Consider the following 23,075-nt stretch of genomic DNA (forward strand, 5'->3'; position numbering starts at 1 on the left):
GGCTATGCCTAGGTTAGACATCATTCACGACGCTGTAAAAACAGCCCTAATCAAAGACGGTTGGACGATTACCGATCCTTACGTGATTCAGTATCAAAAAACAAAGCTTTACGCCGACCTAGGAGCAGAACGCCCGATCGCAGCTGAACGGGAAGGGCAAAAGCTCGTCATCGAAGTCAAAAGCTTCATTGGTGCATCAAAAATCCAAGACCTCAAAGAAGCACTGGGTCAGTATGATATCTACCGCTATCTTTTAGAAGCAACTGCCCCAGACCGCAAGCTTTATGTCGCAGTCAGCACGATCGCCTACAATACCTTCTTTAATCAAGATGTGATTCAGCTAATCCTTAACAGACACCAACTGCCGCTGATCGTAGTCAACATAGAAATAGAGGAGATTACACAATGGATAAATTAACTGAATATCCGACACTGATCAAACAAATCCTCACAGAGTACATTGAACTATGTAACCGCGCTCCTCAGCCGGGGATTGAAACCTTTTTAGTAGTTGATGAGCTAAAAGGTCACTATATCTGGATGAATCTGGGTTGGCAGAATGGGGAGCGGCTGGCTGGCATGACAGTTTACGTTCGTCTCTACGCGGGGCAATTTTGGATCGAGGAGGACTGGACTGAAGAAGGAATCGCTACGGAGCTAGTCCGGGCTGGAGTTCCGAAAGAAGATATTGTTCTAGCTTTTCATGAGCCTAAAATGCGGCAATATACCGACTTTGCAGTTGCTTCTTAGCCTATTGCACTTCTTGACGCTACGTCCGCTTCCTCAACTCCTGCACCGATCGCCGCCTGCTGCAACGGGTCGGCGGGCGCTATCGGTTTATTCACCGCGAGTTGTTAGAGCATTTGGCGCGGAGCGCGGAGTGAAGTACCATGATCAGCATGAGGCGATTAGATTTGGGAACCACTAATCATGAATAACAAAGTCTTAAATCTCACCTACGAAGTTGAACTTCAAGCAGGCGAAAAACTCTCCTTGCCTGATAGTTTGCTAAACAACATCGGTGCAGGACGCTGGGTGGTTACCGTTCAACCGATACCTCCTGAAGACTCTGTAGCAATGCTTGATCACACTGCTTTCCTAAACGGCTACGCTCCCGAAGACGAAGGGCTTTACGATGACTATCTAACCCGGTGAACTTTGGGTTGCCGATATTGCTTTTACAAACGGTATCGCTTCAAAAAAACGCCCTGTTTTGGTTCTCTGGTTAGATGACAATGATGCCGTGGTCGCAGTAGTCACTTCAGCCTTACCCCGAAACCCAACCGATTTTTGCCTCAATGACTGGGAACCTAGCGGTCTACGTGTGGCTTCCACGGTGCGCCTGTCTCGGTTGGTTTGCCTGACCCAATCGTTGCTTTTGGGTAAAATTGGACTTATCTCTCCAACGGACGCAGCTCAAGCAAAAGAAATTTGGCAACTTTATATCAAGCCTCAGTTTTAGATGACATCAGCCTAAAAGATCTCACTTGCTACCTCCCGCACCTTGCTTAGAGCAGATTGGCGTGCTCTTCGATATACCCGCAAGGGGTCGCCATAGATTTAATTTTCACGAGTTGCTAGAGCATTTAGCAAGAATTCACATTTCTAGAATTGCCACCTTACGTATCAGCAGCAGGCAAAATCTGTACGCCCTCTGACAGAATTTGCTGAGATTCAATAGATAATAAGGGTTCTGCATCGGGTCAGGCAACTATCGATCGCATCAATAAGGAGAATCTGGAATGAAAGCTACGGAATTAAAAGGTAAAACGATCGCATTTGCAGGTTCTGGTGGTTTGGATAGCTGTACGATCGCTCGGTGGTTGACTGATTTAGGGGTACAGGTCATTTGTTTTACTGCTGATTTGGGTCAGCCCGATGAAGACGACACCGATGCAATTCGTCAGCGAATGTTGAAAGCGGGAGCCGCTGATTTCGTGTTGTTGCCTGTGCAAGAAGCGATCGCCGAAATTGGACTACAGGTCATTCACGCCCAAGCCTGTTACGAAGGACGCTACTGGAATACTACTGGCATTGCCCGCTGCGTGTTGACCCAGGCAATGATTCAAGAAATGCAGAAGCGCGGACTCACCATCTTCAGCCACGGCGCTACTGGGCGCGGCAACGATCAGGTACGGTTCCAACTGATCACCAATATGCTTGCCCCCGACTTTGAAGTGTACGCACCTTGGCGAGACGACAACTTTTTAGCACGCTTCCCCGGTCGCAGCGAAATGATCGACTTCTGCCAGGAAAAAGGCTTATCTGTCACTGCCACCAAGGAAAAATCTTACTCAACCGATGCAAACCTGTTGGGTCTAACCCACGAATCGGGAATGTTGGAGGCGCTGACTACACCCGCCCATTTTGTCAAACCTGTCATGGGCTGCTATGCGGTTGACGCGCCCGATGCTGCTGAAGAGTTTACCGTTCATTTTGAACAAGGGCGACCTGTAAAGGTGAATGGTCAGGAGGTCGGTTTAGTTGAAGCGTTTAAGCAAGCCAATGCGATCGGGGGAAAACACGGAGTTGGCATTGGTACACACCTGGTTGAAAATCGCTTTGTCGGCATTAAATCACGTGGCGTTTATGAAAGCCCTGGGGTAGAAATTTTAGGAACCTGTTACGGTCTACTGCTGCAACTAGTGCTCGATCGCCGCGCCCGCGAATTTTATGAGCAACTTTCTCTTCTGATTGCCAAGCAAATTTATCAGGGCTATTGGTACGACCTCGCTACTCAAATGGCGCTGCAAGCCCTCCAGCCTACCGTTAACCTTGCCACCGGAACCATTTCTGTTTCCCTTTATAAAGGCAATATTTCCTTTACCGCCGCTAACCACGCGCCTCACTCCCTCTACTCCGAAGAAGATGCTTCAATGGAAGGGATTGGCAGTTACAACCACGCTGACTCGGAAGGATTGCTGCGGGTATATGGCGTAAGTGCGCGGGCGATCGCCACCAGTGGACAAGTTAAAAAGCTGTAGAGGGAAGAAAACCCAATGAGCGATCGCTCTATTAATCGCCAATACGCCCCTGCCACCGAGCGCAACCGAGAACCCATCCTTAAGGTTTTGCTAGAAGTCTTGCCACAAGAGGGGACAATTCTAGAAGTCTCTAGCGGCACAGGAGAACATGCCATCTATTTTGCGCCTCGGTTACATCCTCGCCGCTGGATACCGTCCGACCCTAACCCAGTCGCGCGAAACAGCATTGCAGCATGGCGACAAGACTCAACAGGTAATTTGTATCCACCGATCGCCCTGGATGCAAGTGAAGCTCGGTGGCTCGTCGAAATGCCGGAAGCCTTGAAGAATTTCGATTTAAAGGATCACCCAATTAGGGCGATCGTCAACATTAACATGATCCATATTGCCCCTTGGTCAGCTTGCCTGGGGCTAATGGCGGGTGCAGGAAGAATTTTGCCGACAGGTGGCATTCTCTATCTTTATGGGCCGTTCAAACAAGAGGGTCAGCATACTGCACCTAGCAATGCTGCCTTTGATGAAAGCCTGCAAATGCGCAATCCTGAGTGGGGCGTGCGTGATTTAGAGGCAGTAATTGCTGCTGCACAGACAGAAAATTTGTTGCTCACACAGATTTATCCCATGCCTGCAAATAATCTTTCGGTTGTTTTTCAAGCTTAGAAGAATATCATTCGATCCCTCACGACCCCTCATACCCCGTTATTCTTGAACGTAGTACCTAAAGGGATTGACGGAAGAATAAGGACTTCAGATCTTTTCTCCCGTCAATTCCATCATTTTCTCCCGTCAACCCCATCAATAGATCAACTCTGCCAAGAGACAAGGGGATCTCTAAGTCTAAGCCTTCACCATCAAGGGTTTAGAACACGTCCTAGCCTTAGCCCAAATAAGCTTGCCGAATGCGTTCATCGGTCAGCAAGTCTGCGGCATTGCGGGTGAAGCTGACTTGTCCGGCTTCTAAAACATAGGCGCGATCGGCAGTTTGAAGTGCCAGCTTAGCGTTTTGTTCTACCAGTAAAATCGTCACGCCCTGCTGATGCAGTTGCCGAATCACCGCGAAAATTCCTAACATGACTTGCGGTGCCAACCCCAGGCTAGGTTCATCCAGCAGCAGCAGTTTAGGACGGCTCATCACCGCACGAGCGATCGCCAGCATTTGTTGCTCTCCTCCGCTCAATGTTCCGGCTAGCTGGTGCCGCCGCTCTCTTAAACGCGGAAAGGTGAGAAACTGCCGCTCAATGTCTGCCCTAACGCCTAACCGATCCGAGCGAATGTAAGCCCCCAGTTCCAAGTTTCTCAGCACCGTCTGCCGTGCCAAAATCCGCCTTCCCTCTGGGCTGTGGGCAATTCCTAACTTCACCATTTGATCGGGCGATCGCTGCGCAATATCCTGCCCTTCATAAAAAATCTTGCCCTCTACAGGAGTCAGCAACCGCGAAATTGCCTTCAACAGTGTGCTTTTTCCGGCTCCATTGGCTCCAATCAGGGTGACAATTTCTCCGGCATTCACGACCAAATCAATCTGCCGGAGCGCTTGAATTGCCCCATAATTAACCGACAACCCCCGAATTTCTAGCAGCGTCATTTTTCAGCCCCCAAATAGGCAGCAATGACTGCCGGATCTTGGCGCACTGCCTCTGGAGTATCAAGGGCAATTAATTGCCCAAAGTTGAGAACCGCAATGCGATCGCACAACCCCATCACCAGCGGCACATGATGCTCAATTAAAATGACCGTCAAGCCAAACCGTTGCCGAATTTCTCGAATCAATTGACTCAATGCCGCCTTCTCGTTAGGATTCATCCCAGCCGCAGGTTCATCTAACAGCAACAGCCTTGGCTCTAGTGCCAGCGCCCGCGCCAGTTCTAGCCGCCGCTGATCGCCATAGGCAAGGTTGCGGGCAGTTTGCTCGGCTTTTTCTGCCAAACCCACCAGTTCCAATAACTCTAGTGCCTTTAGCTTCGTCTGTCGCTCTTCTTTCAGGGCTGAAGCCTGACCGAGAATGCCTTGAATTAAGCCTGTGCGCTGATGGATGTGTCGGGCGATCGCCACATTTTCAAGCACCGACAAATTATTAAACAAGCGCAAATTTTGAAACGTCCGGGCAATTCCCTGAGCGGCAATTTGGTGGGGTCTTAGCTTGCTAATACTGCGCTGCTGATAAATTAACTGACCGTTTGAGGGCGGAATGAGTCCCGTAATAATATTAAATAGCGTTGTTTTGCCTGCCCCATTCGGACCAATGAGTCCAAAAATCTGGCCCTGTTCTACCCCAAACGAAACCTTGTTAACTGCCACTAATCCACTAAAGCGACGGGTAACTTGGCGAATCTCTAACGTCAGAACGGCTAGCTGATTATTAGTCTGCTCCTCAACCTGAGAATCTGTAGAATCTTTGGTGGCGACGGATTCAGGTTCAACAAAAAGTTCTAGTTCTTTAAAAAGTTCGGTAGTTGCATGGGGCTTAGGCTGACGAGTAGGCCGCCATCGTTTCAAAAGATCTGGGGTAATAATCCCTTGCGGATAAAAGCGGCTACCGACGACAATCAGCAACCCAAAGACAATTAAACGCATGGCTTGGAGAAATTCTGATAGCCACAGCGGTAAGCCATTGATTCCCGCGATCGCCCTTAACACTTCTGGCAACGCTGTCAGAACAATCCCTCCCACCACAGGGCCCACAAACGTCCGTGAGCCTCCACCCAGTACAAATGCTAAGTAGATAATGCTGTTATCGAACGTGCCTTGCTTAGCATTCCAAGTGTTGAGGAAATGAGCGCTAATTGCCCCCGCCATTCCTGCCAAAACTGCGCCCAGTGCAAACGATAGCACCTTGTAATAGGTCGGATCAATCCCCATCGTATCAGCAGCTAACTCATCTTCTCGGATTGCCTGCATTACTCGCCCTGCCTGAATCCGCTCTAGTCGGTATAAAAACGCCATACTTCCTAGCAGCAAAGGCAGGACTATCCATAAATAGCCAATTTGTGAATCAAAGGGTTGAGGGATTCCAAAAATTCCGATCGCCCCTCCCGTGATTTCTAAGTTAAGGGCAAGCACCCGTAAGATTTCGACAAACGCAATGGTGGCGATCGCTAAATAAATCCCTTTCAGTCGCAGTACTGGAACGCCCAGGAGAATGGCAAGTAACCCAGAAGCGATCCCTGCTAGCACCATTTCTAGCAACAATAAAGGCAACGGAAACGTGCCCGCCTGCTTAGGAAACAGGAGAGGAAAAGCTTGGGTAGACAAAATTGCTGCAATATATCCGCCCAAAGCATAAAACCCTGGCGAAGCCAAAGATAACTGCCCCGCCATTAACGGCAAATAGACCGACAGTCCTAGCAATGCCCCAAACAGCATGGAAACAATGAGAAAGCCGTAAGCCTCAAAAAACTCAACCATGAACCCTACACTTTTTGAATAACCGCTCGACCTAATAACCCTTGAGGACGCACCAATAGCATGACGAAGAGTAAAGTAAAGGCGATCGCCTCCTTGTACCCCGAATAATCGGCAGGCACGAACGCCTCTGCTAACCCAATTAACAACCCCCCGATAACAGAGCCTGGAATGTTCCCTAGCCCTCCCAGTACAATCACTCCCAAGCCCTTCAACCCATAGGCAATTCCAAAGTAAGGGCCCGCCGCAATGCTCACACTAGAACCCACCAACGCCCCCGCCATACCGCCCAAAAACCCGCTCACAAAAAACGTCAGTGTAATTAACTGCTCTGTATTAATGCCCAGCAAACTCGCCGTTGTCGCATCTTCCGCTACTGCTTGCAACGCCTTTCCCAGCTTGGTGTAGCGCATGAAGCAGGTCAAAATTGCCACCATCACTGCCGACACCCCAAAAATTACAATCTGCACCGTCCGCATCATAATCGGTCGAGCTGTCGAACCGAAGTTAATGGCGGTCGGCAAATTACCGTACGTATTATCTGGAAAGGTATAGATTTCTGCCCCTACCAAATACTGAATCACATTGACAATGACCAACGCTGCCCCCAGGCTAGAAACCAGGGTTAGCAATGGATCAGCCCCCTGCCTCCGGAGCGGACGGAACGCCAGATGTTCAACTGCGATCGCGGTTAACCCGGCTAGAACGCTGCCCAGAAAAAGGGCGATCGCAAAGGGCAACTGAAACGGTAGCGCCCAGTTTGCCAATAGTCCATTTGCTCCAACGGCACCTCCTGTCAGCAGATACGTAAAATAAGCACCCAGCGTAAACACCGCCCCATGCGCAAAGTTGATAATGCCCAAAATAGAAAATACCAACGTATAACCCAAGGCAAAAATAGCGTAAACGCTCCCGATCGATAACCCATTGAGAAACTGCTGAAGAAAATTTGCAAAATCCATACGTTCAAGTTAATTCGGGTTAGTTCAAGTTAGGAGATTTCCGAATCAGAATATACCTGTGGGGCAGGCATCTTGCCCGCATACTGCTTTCAATGCAGGCAAGATGCCTGCCTCACCAAGGGATTCTAATTGATGGAAATCTCTTGAGTTCAAGTTAGTTCAAGTTAGTTCAGAAACTCAAACCGACCGTTGTTACCATCCTGATCCATTTTGATCTGAGCGACATAAAACTGGGTTTGGTTAACCTCTCCCTCTGGCGTAAAAGAAATTGCGCCCAATGGTGTGTCATATTTACCCGCTAAAATCTGCTGGTTTAATGCAGTCCGCAGAGGCGCGATCGCCAGTGTATTCAACTTCGTTTGACTATCCACTGCTCTCAACGCTTCGACAAATACCTGAACCCCCGTAAAAGCCTGCGCACTAAACTGGGGCGGCTCCTTTTTATTCTGAGCTTTGTAGGCATCTCGGAACGCCTTATTAATCTCACTGGGCAACTCAGGGCTATACGCTTGAGCAATCAACACTCCATCACAGTGCTGCTTACAAACCGAAAAAACATTAGAAGTATTAAGCCCATTGCCTCCGATAATTGAACCTTTGTAACCCAGTTCCCGCAGTTGCTTTACCAAGTTTCCACCATCAGCCGCCAACCCCGAAATAATAATTAGATCTGGCTTCAAATTCATGGCATTCGTCGCCTGCGTCTGAAAATCTGTATCCGTCGTTTGGAACTTCTGCACCGTCAACAAATTTAAATTCTGATCCTTCACTGTTTGCTGAAATGTTTCTGTTTCAGATTTACTAAATGCATCATTCTGTGCAAAAAATACTGCGACATTTTTAATCTTTGGATCAAGCTTCAGCGCAGTCTTCACTGCATTAGGAGCAACAACCGCCACCGGAGCCGAGACTCGGGCAACATAATCGCCAATCTGAGGAATGCCCTTTGCCGTGTTAGAAGGAGCCAGCACCGGAACCTTAGCGCGATCGGCGATCGGGTCTGCTCCAAAAGCTTGCTGCGAAAGGGTTGGGCCAACAATTCCCACAACCTGATCTTTTGTGATTAGCGTATTAAATGCATTGATAGCGCCCTGTTCATCTCCAGCGGTGTCTTGAATCATCAGCTTGATCGGCGTACCATTCACGCCCCCTTGCTGATTAAAATATGTCTCAGCAATTTTTGCACCAATCACTTGCTCTTGCCCCAACAACGCCACGTTACTGGTTTGAGCTACAGCAATGCCAATGGAAATTGCAGTCCCAGGAGATGCTCCTGTTGAAGCAGCAGGGCTATTAGAAGTAACAGAATTGTTAGATTGTGTACAAGCCACCACTAACGCAAACGTACACAGCGAGATTAAAACTTGAGTCACGCTTTTTTTGGGGAACATGTTAAAAAATCTCCACATTTTGTATAAAAACTTAAGCAAGTAAAAACTAAATGTTAGCTAAGAAGAACATTATTATAGAGCACAGAAATTACGCGAAATCAGGAGTTAATGGCTTGTAAAATGAGCGGGTATTATCCGTCCAGCCGCGCCTTTGCCCATGCAATCTTTCTTCAAAGTTTTCCAAAGCCGCAAAATGGCTGCCCTCCTTATGTTGGGTTTCGCCTCCGGTTTACCGCTATACCTCACCGACAAAACGCTTCAGGCTTGGTTGACTGTAGAAGGCGTAGATCTCAAGTCGATCGGACTGTTTAGCCTGGTTGCCCTTCCCTATTCTCTTAAGTTTCTGTGGTCGCCCTTCCTCGATCGCTTCATTCCTCCTTTTTTAGGACGAAGACGAGGTTGGCTGGTGATTGCTCAAGTTCTGCTGGTGATCGCGATCGCGGCTATGGCGTTCCAAAACCCGCAGCAGGGACTACGGGCGATCGCTATTAATGCGATCGTCATTGCCTTCTTCAGCGCCACCCAAGACATTGCTGCTGATGCTTATCGCACCGACGTGTTAGACAAACCCGAACTGGGAGCCGGAGCCGCTGTTTTTGTCTTGGGCTACCGCATTGCTCTCCTGCTGACGGGGGCTTTAGCGCTCAGGCTAGCCGACCAAATGCCCTGGAACTCGGTTTATCTCATTCTTGCAGGCATCATGTCCATTAGCGTTCTTTACTCCATCTTTGCCCCAGAACCCGTTCTTCGGGAACCGCCACCCACAACCCTGCAAGAAATTTTCATCGATCCCTTTCGCGAGTTTTTTCAGCGATCGGGACTGGTGCGTGGCGCAATGATTCTTCTATTTATTGTGCTGTACAAGCTGGGCGACGTTCTCGTCAGCAAAATGTCTACAACGTTCTTGCTCAAAACTGGGTTTAGCCAAACCACTATTGGCGATATTCAGGGCGGCATGGGCTTAATCGCGACCATTGTCGGGACGCTAGTCGGTGGAGCTTTACTCAGTCGCTGGGGCATCAACCGATCGCTCTGGGTCTTTGGCGGGCTGCAAGCCATCAGCAATCTGGCGTATTACATCTTGGCGCAACTGGGGCAAAACTATCCTGTCCTTGTCCTTGCCGTCAACATCGAAAACTTTTGCGGCGGACTGGGCACAGCCGCTTTCCTGGGCTTTCTCATGAGTCTGTGCAACCAGCGCTTTTCCGCCACCCAGTTTGCCTTACTCTCCAGTCTACTTGCTGTCAGCCGCGACATCTTAGGAGCCTCAGCAGGACAAATTGCTGAAGCGACCGGAGCCGAAACAACAGGCTGGAGTCCGTTCTTCCTTATTAGCATTCTTGCCGCTATTCCGGGTCTCCTCCTCCTCCCCATCTTCGCTCCCTGGAACGATCCCCCAGATCCTTTACCACGCCCTGGAATGGATTCATAATCTCTGCTCAAATCCAACCTTTGAGTGAGCCAGAATCAGGGGAAAACCATGTAGGATATAAAAACAAGCTTTACAAAACTTGAACGAAACTACTTATCCTCTCATAAATTCCCATGGCGATTTTCCGTCAGTATATTGCTCCCCTCATTGTCGTTTTGGTATTTTTGGTCGCCCTGTTAGCTGTTAGTGCCCGAATTTTTCTCCCTAATGATATGGCTGCCCCTGCGCCTATCGAGGAAGTTGGCTTTGTGATCAACGCCCTCAGCGATGAAGTAGCAGGCATTCCTTCCAGCCTCGAAACTTTAGTGAGAGGCTTACCTGTTGATCCAGCCGCACAGCTCTAATAATTCTGAGTTAAGTTTGTGACGGCATTGATTCCAGGCTATTCCCTTCGGATAGGTTCAGGGCTCGATCGCGCCTTGCTCCTAAAGTTTATGCAGCGAACTTATCAGGAACTTTACCCCGCTCACAGTTTTGCCCATCTTTCACAGACAATTGAGCAATATTTGTCAACTGAAACGCCGCTGCTATGGGTAGAGCAAACGCAGCAGCCAGTAGGGTGTTTGTGGATGGGCAACGCGACCGATCAGGTTCAAGGCGATCGCCACACTTACATTTTTTTGCTGTACGTCAATCCTGTGCACCGACGACAAGGCATTGGTGCAGCTTTAATTCAACAGGCAGAGAATTTAGCGAGGCAAAGGGGCGATCGGCAAATTGGGCTACAGGTCTTCCAACAAAACCAACCTGCCCTCAACCTCTATAAAAAGCTAGGCTATGAAGTCCAATCGCTATGGATGACTAAACCCCTTTAATAACTAGGCACGGACTAGCCCGTCATCAGCCACATTAGCTTTAGGATTTAGACTCCTCTAGAGTATTCACCCGCCGCAATCGCGAACCTGTTACCCGGCGATCGTTCTGTGTAGAAACCCGCTTTGACTTCGAGCCCAACTCCGGCTTCGCTTGGGGGGTTTGCATTCGATATCGAATTAGCTTCAAATATTCCCACCCTCGCTGCCGATTAATTGGACGACCCAGTTGTTGGCTCATCCAGCTTGCGACCTTCGTGCCATTCCAGCGCCCCCCTTCCTCGGGCGGAGACTGGACAACTTGGTGCAAAAGCTGCTGTTGCTCCTCATTTAAGAGTGGTTCAGCACCCGGAAGATCGTGCCGTTTGTCGCCCAACGTTTCGGGCCCAACGCGGTTGTAGCCCCAGACCAGTTCGTAGATCCAGCTACGGCTATAACCTGTAATGGAAGCAACTTCTTCGCTAGGTCTACCTTGAGCCAGCAGCCAAATAATTTGATAGTGGCTGCGTTCCACAGAGTCTTTTGCCCGACGATAACGAGCCTCTAATTCTTCAAGGGTAAGATGTGGTTCGATAATAATACGTTTGGGCATGGTAAAACACTGAGAGCATAGATTCTGTTTATACATAAACTTAATAAAAGATCTACAAATTTTTTACATCTATCTTCAGGATGTAATGGGTTTAAACCTGTCCATATTTGCCCTACTATTTGAGGATTCCTGTCCTATCTTTTTCATTTACCCATGTCCTCAGCGCCAGATATATCTAAAGTTCAGCAGTCTAGCAAAGATCAACAGCATCCTCAGTGGGGAAGCGATCGCCAGTCTGTTAGTAGCCTTCTCACTGGCGAACCCACCGACTATAACCTGGCAGAACTTGCCCGCCTCCGCATTCGCTACAATGGCTTTCCTGGCGCACGCGACATTCAATCTGACCTAGATAAAATTCTGAAGCTTTGGAGTTTTACCGAGTCTGAACTCTTCGCCAGAACTCGTAAAATTCACGAAGCTGCCGAAGTTTACAAAGGGCGGGGAGGCAAGCGCGAAGATTGGAGCTAACCCGATGACTGTTTTACAAGCCGACTGGCTAACCATCCTGATTCGCCTCAGCCTCGCCATTTTGGCTGGCGCGCTCATTGGCTTGGAGCGGGAGCTTGACGATAAGCCTGCCGGACTCCGCACCCATATGCTAGTGAGCCTCGGAGCCGCTGTTTTTGTTCTAGTCGGTATTCAAATTGGCACAGTGGAAGCAAGCGCTGATTCGATTAGTCGGATTATCCAAGGCATTACCGCAGGCATTGGTTTTCTAGGTGCTGGCGAAATTATTAACCAAGTGAAGCAGTCGGGCGAGGTTAAGGTGCAGGGGCTAACCTCGGCGGCGGCAATTTGGGTTTCTGCTTCATTAGGGGTTGCGGCAGGCTGCGGGCTCTGGGCGATCGCGTTATTTGGAGCGATCGCGACTCTCATCATTCTTCGCGTTGCTAAAAAGCTGGAAGGAAAGATTAAGTGCGATCGAAAGTAATCGTCTATCTAGGCTTTAGGCTGTTAGGTCTTTAGGCTGTTAGGTCTTTAAAAACAATTCATACAACGACAGCATAATCTCTACCACAATCAAAATCACGACGTACCACTCTACCCGCAGCCCCGTGTTGTGTTGCAGCAAATTCAACGCTGTTTCTGCCGTCCGCGAAATCAAATCCAGCTTTCGTTCCAGCGCCACTTGCCGCTCTCGAATCTCATACTCATCTTCTAGCCGTAGATAGATGCGCTCCAAATCTGGCACGTCCCACAGTAACTCCGGCTTATCAATAATTTCTACCCGACCCACAATTTTGTGCTGAATTGCCAACGCCCGACCCAACTGGCGTAGCAACTCCTTGCCCCATCGTTCATCGCGGGTTGTGCGTTGCAGCCCTTCTGCAAAAGGTTCAATCTGATCAAAAATGCGGGCAGTGCCCATCTCGTAATGCGCTAAAACGACGCTTTTCGCCAACACATCTGCCACAATTTGAAACTGATCAATAGCAAACTCTCGCAGCCCAATCACGCCATTCTCCACTTTTCCGGCAGCAGCGTCCAACATCAGTACCGCCGCTTCGGTTTCTGGAGTGGCAAAAGGCTCTGACACTAAAGGCGTGAGATAGCTCAGAAAAGAAACTTCCTCCACTTCATTTAAACCAAACAGCACCGCCGCCCCATACCGAAACAACACTGCACAGCCCCGATCGCCCGCACTTACCACTAGCGGCAGCGTTGCCAAATGACTGGTTCTTTCAAGAGACTTGAGATCTAGACTACCTCCCAAAAAAAGCGCGCGCACGCTCACACTGTCTTGATGTGTAAATAGAATTTTCTGCATAACCGTCGTTCATATTGTCTGTTTAGTTTAACTGTTCATTTTCCAGCACCAGAAATCTGTAGATCCGGAGTCTCGCTATGCTGCTAGATCCTGCTATTCGATCGCCCATCGCTATTAGTTTAGGCGCAATTGCTGGGGCACTCAGTCGCTACTACATCACCCAGTGGTCGATCCACCAATTCGGCACCCACTTTCCTTACGGCACCTTTTTGATCAACCTCACAGGCTGTCTGGGCATGGGCTTTTTTATCACATTGGCGATCGAAAAATCTCTTCCCTCGGATCTGCGTCTTCTAGTCAGCACAGGGTTTCTGGGTGCATACACCACCTTTTCCACCTATGGACTTGACACAATCGCTCTTCTCAATAGTGGCAAAGTCAGTCTGGCTGGATTGTACGGGACAAGTAGTGCTGTCTTGGGGATTTTGTGCGTTCAGTTAGGGGTCATGCTGGCAAACCTTGGCAAATAAAACTGCCATCAGTTAGTCCTTCGTCCTATCCAAATACTGGCTTTCCATTAAAAATATCCCCCTAGAAAACTTCACGCCCCAATATCCGCCCGGACGACGATCCATGACAACACCGCTCTCTCCTAGAGTCAGCACATTGGGAGGACGCAACATTGGCATCGGATCGGCAGTTTTGACGTAAGGCGGCAGAGAAATGAGAATAACGCGATCGCCCACTGAAAATTCTTTGACTTCAGACATAATGCTGCTCTGTAAGGCTGCTTTTAATCTATCTAATCAACTAGATCCCACGGATCGCACCGAATTTCAACCAAAAACCCATCTGGGTCATAAAAATAAACTCCTCGTCCTGTTGGGCGGCTCACAGGCCCATGATCAATAGGAATCTGATTTTGACGAATCACCTCTACCGCTTGTTCAAACATCTGTGGCTCAATATCAAATGCTAAATGCCCGGCGCGCGTGAACTCTCGCCCCGGATCAGCATCAGGCGGCAGTAAATCTGGCTTCCAAAACAAATCCAAAATCGTTCCATCAGGCGTGATGAAATTCGCCACTTTTCCCGACTCAAATAACAGCTTCAGCGTTGAAGGGACTTCTTCTGCCGTCAGTTCCCGCAACCCCAAAACCACTCCATAAAAATGACGCGAAGCATCCATGTCCTTCACATGCAGCGCTACATGGTGAACTCGCCGCAGCATTCCCGGCATCAACACTTGAGCAGTTTGATTATCACCAGAAATCATCACAAATCTCCAGGATTCAGAAGCAGAAAACCTTCTCTCACCATACCCCAGAGATGACCAACCCAGACACTTTTACTCTCTAATCCTGCCGTCTGGCATCATTGTTCTCAGAAAAATCGTCCCTGCTAAATTGGCGCTACTCATCTCTGCCCGAATCAAGCTAGCATGGGTCAAGTCTGCATCCATCAAATTTGCCCTTGCCAAGTAAGCATCTGTTAGGTTTGCCTCTTGCAAAATTGCCTCCCACAAATTTGCTCGGCTCAAATCTGCCCGCACCAAACTGCACGCCGTCAAATCTGCCCGGACTAAATGCGCCTTGCCCAGCTTTGCATCCGGCAACATTGCCCCCCGTAGATTTGCCGCCGTCAGGTCTGCCTCCACCAAGTTCGCCCGTTCAAACTTAGTGTTCGTCAAATTTGCTCCGCGCAACCTGGCATGGGTCAAATTCGCTTCTGTTAAGAACGCCCCCTTCAAGTTAGCCTCACTCAAATCTGCGCCTCGCAAATCTGCGCCTCGTAGCGTTGCTTCACTTAAGTTGGCTCCTCGTAAGTCTACCTTTGCCAAATCTGCCCCAGTCAGGTTTGCCCCGCGTAGATCTGCCTTGCGCAACGTTGCCCCGCGCAAATTAACGCTGTACCCCTGGTTTTCCTCTCGCAGGTTTGCACCTCGTAAGCAGGCTCCTGTGAGGTTTGCGCCTGCCAGGTTGGTATTGCGCAAGTCTGCCTCAATCAAATTAGCATCCAACAAATTTGCTAGGGTCAAGTTAGCACTCCGTAAATCTGCGCCCTGAAACGTTGTCCCATGCAGATCTGCATCTTGCAAATTGGCACCCACTAAGTCTGCCTGACTAAAGTTTGCGCCGCTCAATTTAGCGGTTGCCAAGTTGGCTTTGCCCAGCTTTGCCCGATTGAGATAAGCCCAGATTAAATTGGCGCTGTGCAAATCTGCGTTTGCTAAATTAATACCAATTAAGTCAGCCCTCGACAGGTTTACCCCTGTTAATTTTTCTCCCCTAAAGTCGGTCTTGCCTGCTCTGTAAAGGTTCAGAATTTCTTGTGCTTGCATGACAATTACCGTTTTTGATGAGCGAGAACTTAGTTAGAGATTGATTAGTTAGAGATTGAATTGGTGAGGACGATCGCCCCTTCAGCACTTTCATCGTCGCCATCTGTTCTGGGTGCAGTTGGGTTAGCCGCGATCGCTTGACTTCCTATGAATGCTGTTGCGTCCTCTAAAACTTTTGCCGCCTTTACCACGGTTGCCCAACTGCTCGGTAGATGAGCATAGAACGGCTTAACAGCCCGCAGAATTACATGAGCAGCTTGCACACAGTCCTCAGCGTCTTCCATATTTCTCGCTACTGCTAGCAGTTGCACCTGCACCTCCGACAGCTTATAGGTCTCAAGCATCGCTCGCAGCAAGTCATCTAGGGTTTGGATTTTAACCATCGACTCTTGTTCGGCAGAATGAGAGAAAGGTTGGTGCAGTAAGGAAAACAGCACAATCTTTGCCCGATAGGGATTGGTGTATCGCATAATTTCCAATCTCAGGTCGAACAAATTGGAGAGGTCTGCGGCTTGAGATGGAACAGACTGACTGGTTTCCTGAGTTTCGGCAACAGCAGGTAGAGAAGTTGCCCCTCTCTCAGGCAAGGTTGTTCTAATCTCAGTCATAGCCTCAGGGTAAAGCGGCTGAAAAGCAGTGCTAATTTCGTTAGAGGCAAGGGCGTACTCAGCCCGCTTGCTCAGGGTATTAACCAGACTTTCTAAAACAGCCTGAAGCGTGATTAAGCTAGGAGTTAGCCCATGTAAATCTCGAACCAGATCGGCTAGATTAACTTGAGCCAGTTGGGCTGGATCAGTGACCCAATTGCCCTTACAAGCTAGAAATAGAAGCTTTTTGATTCGATCGCTCCTCACATTTTGTTCTAACCGTTGGGCGATCGCTCTATACATAGTTTCGCTTGCCAATCCTGGCTGCGTTCCCATATTGGGATAAAGCCGACCAACACGGCTGATGATAACGTTCGACACGAGGGTATATTCTGCTGCCTTACTCAAGCTATGAACCGCAAAGTCTAACCGCGATTGAAGCTGTTCAACAGTGGGGGCGATCGCTCGTAAGTCTTGCAGCAAATTGAGTAGGCTAACTTGATCAAGGCGCTGGCGATCGCTCTCCCAAACCTGAGTGCAGCTGTAAATAAGAAGTTTTTTGATCCGAACCAGATTTTGCTCCTGTGCCAAATCTTGCGCAACTTCATTAAAAGGGAGCGGCATTACAAGCAATTCTACAGAAGAAGCACCAGGAATCATGGGGTTTTGAGAACAGATAGCTTTGCAGCTAGAGTTCCCAATTCAATAGAAGTCATTCTTAAAAGCTAGAAAAACATTCAATGAAGACAATTTTTAGGCAAAATTGCTCTATTCGCCCATAAACCTTCCCCTCAAGCGTCACGCTGCTTCTCTCTACAACATCCCTACCGCAAACGAGATGCAACATACCTCTGCAAAGAGAAAATCCGATGCGATTCTACATCATCTCTCAGGTACTGAGGTTCGCTTGAGCCTTGCATATTAACCAAACTGTACTCAACATTCTCTGAGTAAATAGTTGAAATAATTGTAAAAAGTTCTAAAAATTGAATTACCCATACACAATCTTCTTCCTGATAGTCCTCGTAGCATCTGACGACATTAGCAATACAAACCTCTATATGAGTCTTGACGTAGCGACAAATTAAAGTGAGCTTTAGCAGCAAAATCACCAGCATTAGTGGACTCTGCTGCAAACTCAAAAAACTAAATAAACTCGATAACTCTCCATTTCTGTCAGCGGTTAAGCTCTCAGCCAACCGTTTTACAGTCCTCAGCAACAGAGCCTCATCAATCCTCTTATCGTGATAGTTGACATAAAGAGTCTCAAGTTGGGCAGCAAGAATCCCTTTGATTCTTTTAGAGAATTCATCTAACTCAATGCCAAAAAACAAATATTCCAACAGACTTTTCTTAAATACCTCGTAGTCTAGGTCTTGTGTTTGCTGCAAAAAAATCTTAGCCAGGTTGGGATAACTATAAGTTCCACGCTTAATCACAACTGTTTTAATTAGTCGTAAAACCTCATCGCCCAAAGATGTTGGATTTTTGAGTCCTTTAAGTTTGACCCGACCCGATTCAGACCGAGCAGTATACATTGCCAACTCAAATTTAAATTGGTCTTTTAACTGCCGAGAGACTTTTTGGGCAAACTGACGTTGCTCCAAAGGGTTATTCAAATTAGCATACTGCGATGCCAAAAGATAAGGCGTGTAGCGCTGACTCCAATGCCAAGTTCTCCCATCTTCACAGCGCGTAGTTACCAGCTTAAGCGTCTCAAAATCTGAGCTAGCGATAAAACTTCTAATCCAATTTCTCAGCCGCCCTAAAATTAAAGCGTCCGTCTTTTCATAAAGACTAGACTCATCAAATAGGTGAATTAAACGAGAAATGTAGCTATGGTTCCTAGAGATATTCCAGTTATTGATTAAGATATAGCAACATCTTCTTAAAAGATTATCAAATTCTGACTTTTGATTTTTTAGAATAATTTCTGTCAAGCACTCTAGCGCAAATTCATCTGCGTCAGCCTGTCGTATAAATAGCTCCTGGAATTCAGATAGAACTGCTTCGGGTGACCATGTTTTGACAATGAAGATTAAAAACTCGCAAATAGCTTCTTGCGGTGAGACGATTCCTTGCGGGTATCTTGAAGATACAATCCACTTCTGTTTGGTCGAGAGGTTGGGAAGATGCCCAGAGGTTAATCTATTGTCGATCATAGTCATGTTCCCCGTACTTTTTAACCTAGGAGTTTTCAGGATGAACTCAGTAGTAGTCCTAAGTAAATCGTAGCTAAGAGTAAGATTTTATACGTATACGACACAGGATCTTTATCATTTTATGGACGAAAACTTTATAGTACTGACCATACAGGCTGATATTGAAGCAGAGAGACATAAATCTTCATGCCCTTGCAGTTAACAACTTGCAGGTATTTACACGTTAGTTCTAAAAAACTTGTAGATATGTTTCTTAAAAGTAGTCCTTTGCAACAGGTCTACAAGTGCGGTATCGCAAGGCGATCGCCCCCTCAAAGTAGCAGGGTAGGCTACTCTTCATCCACTTCATCAAACTCTGGTGACCACAAATCATCCACTCGAACTTCCCAACCTGGTAAGAGGTCAGGGATAGACAGCACATCCCCATCCTGTAATGTGACAGGGTCTTGACCCATGCGGCGGATCTCAATCCAGCGTTGCTCCGGGTGAATCAAAATCCCAACTGTTGTCCCTTGAGATAGGAAGCTATCAATTTTCTCACGTAGTTTCTTAAGGCTGTCAGTTGGAGACTTCACCTCAAACATTAAATCAGGAGCGAGTTCGGCAAAACCCCGTGGGCTTGTTCGCAGTCGTTGCGCCAAAACAAACGAAACATCAGGGGCACGCACATCAGAATTCGGAAGGATAAAACCCGCATTAGAACCTGTTACTCTTCCTAAACGGTTCTTATCAACGTGCTCAAATAGCTTGCTAGAAATGCGAGTTGTTATTTCTTCTGACTCGTAGCCAGATGGACTCATGACAATCACTTCCCCATCGACTAATTCCATTCGATAGTCAGGGCTTAGCTCTTGCAGTTTCTCTAAGTCTTTGACAGTGAGTTGCATAGAACCTCCACAGCTATCCTTTCCCCTAATGGGGGCGGAGAGACTCGAACTCTCACGACCTTGCGGTCAACGGATTTTAAGTCCCTAGACCGCCGTTCTGAAAAGCTTGCTAGATATGCCTTTCAGGACTAACCCATCGGTAATTGCCTAAATTCTAGCCTAAAAACTGGGTTAGATCCCCTCAATGAGGGCAAAATTCTGGCTTAAAATCCATAGTCCCATCTTGCTTCGTAGCCCCGTGCATCAAGATGGGTAAAAACAGATGAACTAGCCAGCCCGCCTCGATCGCCCCACCAAGGGCTTAACCTATCATAAATGTCATAAGGGCTGACCCCATCTATCACAAAATCAACGGCATCCCCCCACATGTGGCGAGACTGGGAAGCCCCCCCTACCGATGCATTAGTTCTAGGATCTCTGTACCAAGAATTAATTTTTATGGGAGCATTGCCTAACTTTTCTCTCACAAGTTCTAGAGATTTGGCGATCCGAATGATGCCCTCAATGACTGCCACGTCTTGGACTTGCCTAGTCCCCCCGTGTGTCGCTTCTCCCCATGTGAAATTCCCACCGGGAAGGATTGATTGATTCCCATAGAATTTAGACCTGTTACCAGGGAGAACGATAATAGCTCCCCTTGCCTTCGCAGTTGGATTCTTATCACTGGGTTTATTGCCAGGTTCTAACCCTTCCATTTTTATGTCAGGTGAATAGACTAACCAGGTATTTCTCCCCTTAAACATGCGATCGAAAGTAACTTGAATAAATAGACCCACATTAGGTTTATAGGCTTTAACTCCAACCATTAACGCTTTCGGAACAGTGCAGAAATAATCCTCTGTCAGATCACTAATAGCTTTAGGCTGGAGCCGAAGGAAGGAACTTTTGACAAATTGGATTGTGATCATAAGTCAGGTTCAGTCCTATTCCCTAGTCTCGTAAGAAGTCGTTTTAGATAGGTAATGATCAATGTGCTTAACCTGCTTTTCAATTGATACGACTTCTGTTCTAATTCGTTCACTGAAATGAGAGAATTTTTCTTTGAAACCGTTATGGGATAGGCTTTGCACATCTTGCAAGTTTGAGATCTGAAGGTCTTTTTTCTCAAGGTCATGTCGTAGCAATAGCATTTCACTATTGACCTTGATGAGAATTACCCGCCATAAAATAGTGCCAACTGTGACAGAGCAACCGATCGCCCCAAAAATGAAGCCCGTTATATCACTGTTCATACATCTAGCGCCCCTTCCATTTCTGGAATAGACTTAGCCTCTAGATAGCCCAAACTGCGGATCGTTACCAAAATTTTCACCTTGGCATCGTCCGGCACCTCCGGATCAATCTCCACAAGGTAGGGAAGATTTTTGATCGGTTCCTTGCCCTCCTGGAAGGCTTGTTGAGATGCATACCCATTGAGAGCCAACCTCACTGAAAGAGGTTCATTGATGCTCCAATGTAATTCGCTCAACCTCCAGTAACCCTTCTCACTGGTTAACCCATGAATCTCTATCGGTGCTTGTAATCCCATTACCAAACCTCCGTTAATTGCACTGAGGCTACCCATTTGATGGTTTTCCCAGCATCCCCTTTAACCTGAATTTTCAGCCCTCCGTTCACCGTGTCAGCCGTTACGGTCGGTGTCCAGTTCGTGCCATTGCCCAGCGACGATCGCCGGGTTCCCGTGGCAGTTTGTAAAACAGTGCTTGCCGCTGCCGCCCCTCGGTAGAGTGCCCCTGAACCAAGCCAGTAAATAAATTCAGGCGTTGCCGCTGTGCTGTGACCTACCAAGGAAATTTCATAGCCTGCTGACGAATTGGCATGAATTAGAACCCTCTGAGGGGTAACTATCTCCGTTAATGTGGCATCAGTGGTTTGAGCCGTTAGGGTGATCCGGTTGGCATTAGCAGCAAGCGCCGTCATCAATGCTGCGGTTGTCACCTTGTCAGCCAGCGCCGCTGTTAAATCTGAGGTCTTCACTCTGTCAGCCAGCGCCACCAGCAATTCTGTAGAGTCTACATACTGGCTATGCGCTGTTAGGTCAGCCTCATGATCATCAATTGCTAGCGATAGCAATGTTGGTTCATTAGTCGGATCTACCGCTTCAAAAACGTCGATGGCTACAGTCCATGAAGTTGTAGAAAACGTGTTCAGTTTGAGAGCAAGCCGACGATAACCAATAAGTTCATCAGGGCAAACGAAATCAATCAAATCATGCTGATTCTTAGGATTGATCCGGCGTGTATCTAACAGCTCGAAAGTCTCATTTAAGAACCCTTGACTAACTAGACCTCTAGATTCTGGGTCAGATGTTAAATGCCGAAAACGGAACAACCGTCCTGCTAGTGGCGCGGTATATTGCCAGTTTTGAGTCAACGTAAATTCAGCAATCTGGTTCCAAGTCATAGCAAGCTATTCACCTTACCCTCAAGGCGTTGTAAGTCTTCCCTAATGAATTCAAGAGTTTCGGTGTCAGATGCCTCTGTACCGCTGTACTCCCAAATCGTGACCCGCATAGTTCGATGCCATTTGGGAACCTCAACCCGCAAACGGTATAGGGTTGAAAGCTTTGGAAACCTCACCAATAGACCGCGATTGATGGGAATTGAGATTTGATTGGTATCAATCTGAACAAAATCAGTACTTGGTGCATCAATGATCATTTGCACCCGTACACCTAACCGCCAATGTGCTAGAGCCTCTGACGAGTCAGTGGCAATCAGAAGCGTGTGAGAAGGAAAGAGCCGACTGATCACAAACGGGGGAATAGGGGTGTACCTGGTAGGTGTGATAGCTGAACCTTGGTAGCTCTGGTCATAGACCTTTTCCCAGTTGGCAGCATCTTGTAGTTGAAACTCTGGCATTTTTCCCTATTCCCTACTCTTCACCTTCCCAATCTTCATCCATATCCTCTAGTCGTTCGTCGTACTCGCCCCCCTCAAGGTAGTCTTGCAAATCGCCAGGTGAGGCAGGACGCATCACGCCGCTACCAGGCTCTGCGATAAATGCAAACGTGTCATGCTTCACAGCCACGTCACGCCAATTCGGGGGAACTGCCGTCGAAAGCGTCAGGTCAAATAAAGGATTACCGGGAAGGATCAGCATTAGAGATCGGGAATCAAATTGTACTTATCAGAAACTGTCCACCCCGCCGCCGCCGCGGCGTTTGCAACTGCGGTGGTAGGTTTCATGAAAGTTGACTCAGATCCAGTTAAAGTCCTACGGGTTGCACGTGGTGGTTTAGGAGTCGAACCCCACACCATGTTAGGAGTCGAACCAACAGCCAGTTCAAACCCTAAATCAGCCGCCAAGTCCACATCATCGACCGTGATATTCCAGGCATAGTTATAGGTTCCCATGTCAATGAAAACCGTACGAACTCGACCGGAACGCTTGAGACCACGACGGATGCCAGACTGAGTTACAGTCCAACCCGTAGTTTTCAGCGTGGCAATTTTGCTGTCATCGCAGAAGCTGCCTACAATTGTGGTTGTAAACTCTTTAGTAGCCCTAGCAGGTTTGGGCGCATTGGCACCAAAAAACACACCCGCTTGCGCTACAAACGGTGTGTGTCCCAACTCAGCCGCATAAGTTGAAGATGTAGAACTGGCTTGAAATCCATACTTTAGGGTTCCAATCGTAACAAAGACTGGGGAACGCGCCCCGCGTGCTCGTGGCATTGATCAAACTCCTGAATAGGTAACCGATTTGATTCCTACGCTATGAAGCCTAACAACGCCCGTCAAGGCTCGGAAAATACTGACACCTATCATGCCGCCCCCCTAGGGTAGCGCCTATGTACAGGCTAGAAGTAAGAG

General features: G+C 47.9%; 32 protein-coding genes and 1 tRNA gene. 13 read left to right on the plus strand and 20 right to left on the minus strand.

The features are described 5' to 3' along the window. Positions 1 to 4: 4 nt before the first annotated feature. From KME11_02820 to KME11_02850, 7 genes are all read left to right on the plus strand, one after another. Positions 5 to 418: a XisH family protein gene (locus KME11_02820; protein MBW4514141.1), complete on the plus strand. Its 414-nt coding sequence runs from the start codon at positions 5 to 7 to the stop codon at positions 416 to 418. Next, positions 406 to 750: a XisI protein gene (locus KME11_02825; protein MBW4514142.1), complete on the plus strand. Its 345-nt coding sequence runs from the start codon at positions 406 to 408 to the stop codon at positions 748 to 750. Before KME11_02820 ends, KME11_02825 begins: the two co-directional genes overlap by 13 nt. Before the next feature lie 13 nt (positions 751 to 763). Continuing rightward, complete coding sequence (locus tag KME11_02830) at positions 764 to 928, plus strand: hypothetical protein (protein MBW4514143.1); 165 nt, start codon at positions 764 to 766, stop codon at positions 926 to 928. Positions 929 to 930: 2 nt separating this feature from the next. After that, positions 931 to 1,155: a hypothetical protein gene (locus KME11_02835; GenBank protein MBW4514144.1), complete on the plus strand. Its 225-nt coding sequence runs from the start codon at positions 931 to 933 to the stop codon at positions 1,153 to 1,155. A gap of 16 nt (positions 1,156 to 1,171) precedes the next feature. Beyond that, positions 1,172 to 1,462, plus strand: coding sequence for a PemK-like protein (locus tag KME11_02840; protein MBW4514145.1), 291 nt, complete (start codon positions 1,172 to 1,174; stop codon positions 1,460 to 1,462). Positions 1,463 to 1,742: 280 nt separating this feature from the next. Continuing rightward, positions 1,743 to 2,984 (plus strand): argininosuccinate synthase, encoded by a 1,242-nt coding sequence (gene argG, locus KME11_02845; GenBank protein MBW4514146.1) that lies wholly within the window; start codon positions 1,743 to 1,745, stop codon positions 2,982 to 2,984. 15 nt (positions 2,985 to 2,999) lie between these two features. Next, positions 3,000 to 3,644: a DUF938 domain-containing protein gene (locus KME11_02850; GenBank protein MBW4514147.1), complete on the plus strand. Its 645-nt coding sequence runs from the start codon at positions 3,000 to 3,002 to the stop codon at positions 3,642 to 3,644. 217 nt (positions 3,645 to 3,861) lie between these two features. On the opposite strand, the gene KME11_02855 is transcribed toward KME11_02850, so the two are convergent. From KME11_02855 to KME11_02870, 4 genes are all read right to left on the minus strand, one after another. Further along, on the minus strand, positions 3,862 to 4,569 hold the full coding sequence (locus KME11_02855) for an ABC transporter ATP-binding protein (protein MBW4514148.1): 708 nt from the start codon (positions 4,567 to 4,569) through the stop codon (positions 3,862 to 3,864). Continuing rightward, positions 4,566 to 5,558: an ABC transporter ATP-binding protein gene (locus KME11_02860; GenBank protein MBW4514149.1), complete on the minus strand. Its 993-nt coding sequence runs from the start codon at positions 5,556 to 5,558 to the stop codon at positions 4,566 to 4,568. Before KME11_02860 ends, KME11_02855 begins: the two co-directional genes overlap by 4 nt. A gap of 836 nt (positions 5,559 to 6,394) precedes the next feature. Further along, positions 6,395 to 7,348, minus strand: coding sequence for a branched-chain amino acid ABC transporter permease (locus KME11_02865; GenBank protein ID MBW4514150.1), 954 nt, complete (start codon positions 7,346 to 7,348; stop codon positions 6,395 to 6,397). Between the two features lie 164 nt (positions 7,349 to 7,512). Then, complete coding sequence (locus tag KME11_02870) at positions 7,513 to 8,739, minus strand: ABC transporter substrate-binding protein (protein MBW4514151.1); 1,227 nt, start codon at positions 8,737 to 8,739, stop codon at positions 7,513 to 7,515. Positions 8,740 to 8,932: 193 nt separating this feature from the next. Between KME11_02870 and KME11_02875 the strand changes: the two genes are divergently transcribed. The 3 genes from KME11_02875 (at position 8,933) to KME11_02885 (ending at position 10,986) form a co-directional block, all read left to right on the plus strand. Then, the gene (locus KME11_02875; protein ID MBW4514152.1) at positions 8,933 to 10,171 is read left to right on the plus strand and encodes an AmpG family muropeptide MFS transporter; all 1,239 of its coding nucleotides are present in this window, start codon (positions 8,933 to 8,935) and stop codon (positions 10,169 to 10,171) included. A 113-nt stretch (positions 10,172 to 10,284) separates the two neighbouring features. Beyond that, positions 10,285 to 10,515, plus strand: a complete 231-nt coding sequence (locus tag KME11_02880) for a hypothetical protein (GenBank protein ID MBW4514153.1) — start codon at positions 10,285 to 10,287, stop codon at positions 10,513 to 10,515. A gap of 90 nt (positions 10,516 to 10,605) precedes the next feature. Next, on the plus strand, positions 10,606 to 10,986 hold the full coding sequence (locus KME11_02885) for a GNAT family N-acetyltransferase (GenBank protein ID MBW4514154.1): 381 nt from the start codon (positions 10,606 to 10,608) through the stop codon (positions 10,984 to 10,986). Between the two features lie 40 nt (positions 10,987 to 11,026). Here the strand turns inward: KME11_02885 and KME11_02890 are convergent, their stop codons facing one another. Continuing rightward, complete coding sequence (locus KME11_02890) at positions 11,027 to 11,575, minus strand: helix-turn-helix domain-containing protein (protein MBW4514155.1); 549 nt, start codon at positions 11,573 to 11,575, stop codon at positions 11,027 to 11,029. A gap of 153 nt (positions 11,576 to 11,728) precedes the next feature. Here KME11_02890 and KME11_02895 point away from each other — a divergent pair, with 153 nt between their 5' ends. Continuing rightward, positions 11,729 to 12,043, plus strand: coding sequence for a DUF3288 family protein (locus KME11_02895; GenBank protein ID MBW4514156.1), 315 nt, complete (start codon positions 11,729 to 11,731; stop codon positions 12,041 to 12,043). 4 nt (positions 12,044 to 12,047) lie between these two features. Continuing rightward, positions 12,048 to 12,506, plus strand: coding sequence for an MgtC/SapB family protein (locus KME11_02900; GenBank protein ID MBW4514157.1), 459 nt, complete (start codon positions 12,048 to 12,050; stop codon positions 12,504 to 12,506). A 39-nt stretch (positions 12,507 to 12,545) separates the two neighbouring features. On the opposite strand, the gene KME11_02905 is transcribed toward KME11_02900, so the two are convergent. Then, a complete protein-coding gene (locus KME11_02905; GenBank protein ID MBW4514158.1) occupies positions 12,546 to 13,343 on the minus strand; it encodes an RMD1 family protein in 798 nt (265 codons plus the stop codon). Positions 13,344 to 13,420: 77 nt separating this feature from the next. Here KME11_02905 and crcB point away from each other — a divergent pair, with 77 nt between their 5' ends. After that, a complete protein-coding gene (crcB, locus tag KME11_02910) occupies positions 13,421 to 13,813 on the plus strand; it encodes a fluoride efflux transporter CrcB (protein ID MBW4514159.1) in 393 nt (130 codons plus the stop codon). A 12-nt stretch (positions 13,814 to 13,825) separates the two neighbouring features. Here crcB and KME11_02915 read toward each other — a convergent pair whose 3' ends face one another. The 14 genes from KME11_02915 to KME11_02980 all read right to left on the minus strand — a co-directional run bounded on the left by KME11_02915 (position 13,826) and on the right by KME11_02980 (position 22,937). After that, on the minus strand, positions 13,826 to 14,053 hold the full coding sequence (locus KME11_02915; GenBank protein ID MBW4514160.1) for a DUF3148 domain-containing protein: 228 nt from the start codon (positions 14,051 to 14,053) through the stop codon (positions 13,826 to 13,828). Positions 14,054 to 14,085: 32 nt separating this feature from the next. Further along, complete coding sequence (locus KME11_02920) at positions 14,086 to 14,559, minus strand: VOC family protein (GenBank protein MBW4514161.1); 474 nt, start codon at positions 14,557 to 14,559, stop codon at positions 14,086 to 14,088. Between the two features lie 72 nt (positions 14,560 to 14,631). Further along, complete coding sequence (locus KME11_02925) at positions 14,632 to 15,624, minus strand: pentapeptide repeat-containing protein (protein MBW4514162.1); 993 nt, start codon at positions 15,622 to 15,624, stop codon at positions 14,632 to 14,634. A 44-nt stretch (positions 15,625 to 15,668) separates the two neighbouring features. Beyond that, the gene (locus KME11_02930) at positions 15,669 to 16,835 is read right to left on the minus strand and encodes a hypothetical protein (GenBank protein MBW4514163.1); all 1,167 of its coding nucleotides are present in this window, start codon (positions 16,833 to 16,835) and stop codon (positions 15,669 to 15,671) included. Between the two features lie 200 nt (positions 16,836 to 17,035). After that, on the minus strand, positions 17,036 to 18,373 hold the full coding sequence (locus tag KME11_02935; protein ID MBW4514164.1) for a hypothetical protein: 1,338 nt from the start codon (positions 18,371 to 18,373) through the stop codon (positions 17,036 to 17,038). Positions 18,374 to 18,702: 329 nt separating this feature from the next. Then, entirely contained in the window at positions 18,703 to 19,260 is a 558-nt protein-coding gene (locus tag KME11_02940) for a Uma2 family endonuclease (GenBank protein MBW4514165.1), read from the minus strand. A 29-nt stretch (positions 19,261 to 19,289) separates the two neighbouring features. Continuing rightward, positions 19,290 to 19,395 (minus strand) — tRNA-Leu (locus KME11_02945). Between the two features lie 68 nt (positions 19,396 to 19,463). Further along, a complete protein-coding gene (locus tag KME11_02950; GenBank protein ID MBW4514166.1) occupies positions 19,464 to 20,168 on the minus strand; it encodes a DUF882 domain-containing protein in 705 nt (234 codons plus the stop codon). A 15-nt stretch (positions 20,169 to 20,183) separates the two neighbouring features. Further along, positions 20,184 to 20,492 (minus strand): hypothetical protein, encoded by a 309-nt coding sequence (locus tag KME11_02955; protein ID MBW4514167.1) that lies wholly within the window; start codon positions 20,490 to 20,492, stop codon positions 20,184 to 20,186. After that, positions 20,489 to 20,788 (minus strand): hypothetical protein, encoded by a 300-nt coding sequence (locus tag KME11_02960; protein MBW4514168.1) that lies wholly within the window; start codon positions 20,786 to 20,788, stop codon positions 20,489 to 20,491. Before KME11_02960 ends, KME11_02955 begins: the two co-directional genes overlap by 4 nt. Next, on the minus strand, positions 20,788 to 21,663 hold the full coding sequence (locus tag KME11_02965; protein ID MBW4514169.1) for a hypothetical protein: 876 nt from the start codon (positions 21,661 to 21,663) through the stop codon (positions 20,788 to 20,790). Before KME11_02965 ends, KME11_02960 begins: the two co-directional genes overlap by 1 nt. After that, a complete protein-coding gene (locus KME11_02970; GenBank protein ID MBW4514170.1) occupies positions 21,660 to 22,121 on the minus strand; it encodes a hypothetical protein in 462 nt (153 codons plus the stop codon). The genes KME11_02965 and KME11_02970 overlap by 4 nt, the downstream gene beginning before the upstream one ends. 13 nt (positions 22,122 to 22,134) lie before the next feature. Continuing rightward, positions 22,135 to 22,362 (minus strand): hypothetical protein, encoded by a 228-nt coding sequence (locus KME11_02975; GenBank protein ID MBW4514171.1) that lies wholly within the window; start codon positions 22,360 to 22,362, stop codon positions 22,135 to 22,137. Further along, positions 22,362 to 22,937, minus strand: coding sequence for a hypothetical protein (locus KME11_02980; protein MBW4514172.1), 576 nt, complete (start codon positions 22,935 to 22,937; stop codon positions 22,362 to 22,364). The genes KME11_02975 and KME11_02980 overlap by 1 nt, the downstream gene beginning before the upstream one ends. Between the last annotated feature and the right edge of the window lie 138 nt (positions 22,938 to 23,075).

This window comes from Timaviella obliquedivisa GSE-PSE-MK23-08B (genome assembly GCA_019358855.1).
Taxonomy (GTDB): domain Bacteria; phylum Cyanobacteriota; class Cyanobacteriia; order Elainellales; family Elainellaceae; genus Timaviella; species Timaviella obliquedivisa.

Coding starts and splice junctions, on each gene's coding strand:
- KME11_02820 (MBW4514141.1), top strand. CDS start 5: ATGCCTAGGTTAGACATCATTCACGACGCTGTAAAAACAGCCCTAATC.
- KME11_02825 (MBW4514142.1), top strand. CDS start 406: ATGGATAAATTAACTGAATATCCGACACTGATCAAACAAATCCTCACA.
- KME11_02835 (MBW4514144.1), top strand. CDS start 931: ATGAATAACAAAGTCTTAAATCTCACCTACGAAGTTGAACTTCAAGCA.
- argG (MBW4514146.1), top strand. CDS start 1,743: ATGAAAGCTACGGAATTAAAAGGTAAAACGATCGCATTTGCAGGTTCT.
- KME11_02850 (MBW4514147.1), top strand. CDS start 3,000: ATGAGCGATCGCTCTATTAATCGCCAATACGCCCCTGCCACCGAGCGC.
- KME11_02855 (MBW4514148.1), bottom strand. CDS start 4,569: ATGACGCTGCTAGAAATTCGGGGGTTGTCGGTTAATTATGGGGCAATT.
- KME11_02860 (MBW4514149.1), bottom strand. CDS start 5,558: ATGCGTTTAATTGTCTTTGGGTTGCTGATTGTCGTCGGTAGCCGCTTT.
- KME11_02865 (MBW4514150.1), bottom strand. CDS start 7,348: ATGGATTTTGCAAATTTTCTTCAGCAGTTTCTCAATGGGTTATCGATC.
- KME11_02870 (MBW4514151.1), bottom strand. CDS start 8,739: ATGTTCCCCAAAAAAAGCGTGACTCAAGTTTTAATCTCGCTGTGTACG.
- KME11_02875 (MBW4514152.1), top strand. CDS start 8,933: ATGGCTGCCCTCCTTATGTTGGGTTTCGCCTCCGGTTTACCGCTATAC.
- KME11_02880 (MBW4514153.1), top strand. CDS start 10,285: ATGGCGATTTTCCGTCAGTATATTGCTCCCCTCATTGTCGTTTTGGTA.
- KME11_02885 (MBW4514154.1), top strand. CDS start 10,606: ATGCAGCGAACTTATCAGGAACTTTACCCCGCTCACAGTTTTGCCCAT.
- KME11_02890 (MBW4514155.1), bottom strand. CDS start 11,575: ATGCCCAAACGTATTATTATCGAACCACATCTTACCCTTGAAGAATTA.
- KME11_02895 (MBW4514156.1), top strand. CDS start 11,729: ATGTCCTCAGCGCCAGATATATCTAAAGTTCAGCAGTCTAGCAAAGAT.
- KME11_02900 (MBW4514157.1), top strand. CDS start 12,048: ATGACTGTTTTACAAGCCGACTGGCTAACCATCCTGATTCGCCTCAGC.
- KME11_02905 (MBW4514158.1), bottom strand. CDS start 13,343: ATGCAGAAAATTCTATTTACACATCAAGACAGTGTGAGCGTGCGCGCG.
- crcB (MBW4514159.1), top strand. CDS start 13,421: ATGCTGCTAGATCCTGCTATTCGATCGCCCATCGCTATTAGTTTAGGC.
- KME11_02915 (MBW4514160.1), bottom strand. CDS start 14,053: ATGTCTGAAGTCAAAGAATTTTCAGTGGGCGATCGCGTTATTCTCATT.
- KME11_02920 (MBW4514161.1), bottom strand. CDS start 14,559: ATGATTTCTGGTGATAATCAAACTGCTCAAGTGTTGATGCCGGGAATG.
- KME11_02925 (MBW4514162.1), bottom strand. CDS start 15,624: ATGCAAGCACAAGAAATTCTGAACCTTTACAGAGCAGGCAAGACCGAC.
- KME11_02930 (MBW4514163.1), bottom strand. CDS start 16,835: ATGCCGCTCCCTTTTAATGAAGTTGCGCAAGATTTGGCACAGGAGCAA.
- KME11_02935 (MBW4514164.1), bottom strand. CDS start 18,373: ATGATCGACAATAGATTAACCTCTGGGCATCTTCCCAACCTCTCGACC.
- KME11_02940 (MBW4514165.1), bottom strand. CDS start 19,260: ATGCAACTCACTGTCAAAGACTTAGAGAAACTGCAAGAGCTAAGCCCT.
- KME11_02950 (MBW4514166.1), bottom strand. CDS start 20,168: ATGATCACAATCCAATTTGTCAAAAGTTCCTTCCTTCGGCTCCAGCCT.
- KME11_02955 (MBW4514167.1), bottom strand. CDS start 20,492: ATGAACAGTGATATAACGGGCTTCATTTTTGGGGCGATCGGTTGCTCT.
- KME11_02960 (MBW4514168.1), bottom strand. CDS start 20,788: ATGGGATTACAAGCACCGATAGAGATTCATGGGTTAACCAGTGAGAAG.
- KME11_02965 (MBW4514169.1), bottom strand. CDS start 21,663: ATGACTTGGAACCAGATTGCTGAATTTACGTTGACTCAAAACTGGCAA.
- KME11_02970 (MBW4514170.1), bottom strand. CDS start 22,121: ATGCCAGAGTTTCAACTACAAGATGCTGCCAACTGGGAAAAGGTCTAT.
- KME11_02975 (MBW4514171.1), bottom strand. CDS start 22,362: ATGCTGATCCTTCCCGGTAATCCTTTATTTGACCTGACGCTTTCGACG.
- KME11_02980 (MBW4514172.1), bottom strand. CDS start 22,937: ATGCCACGAGCACGCGGGGCGCGTTCCCCAGTCTTTGTTACGATTGGA.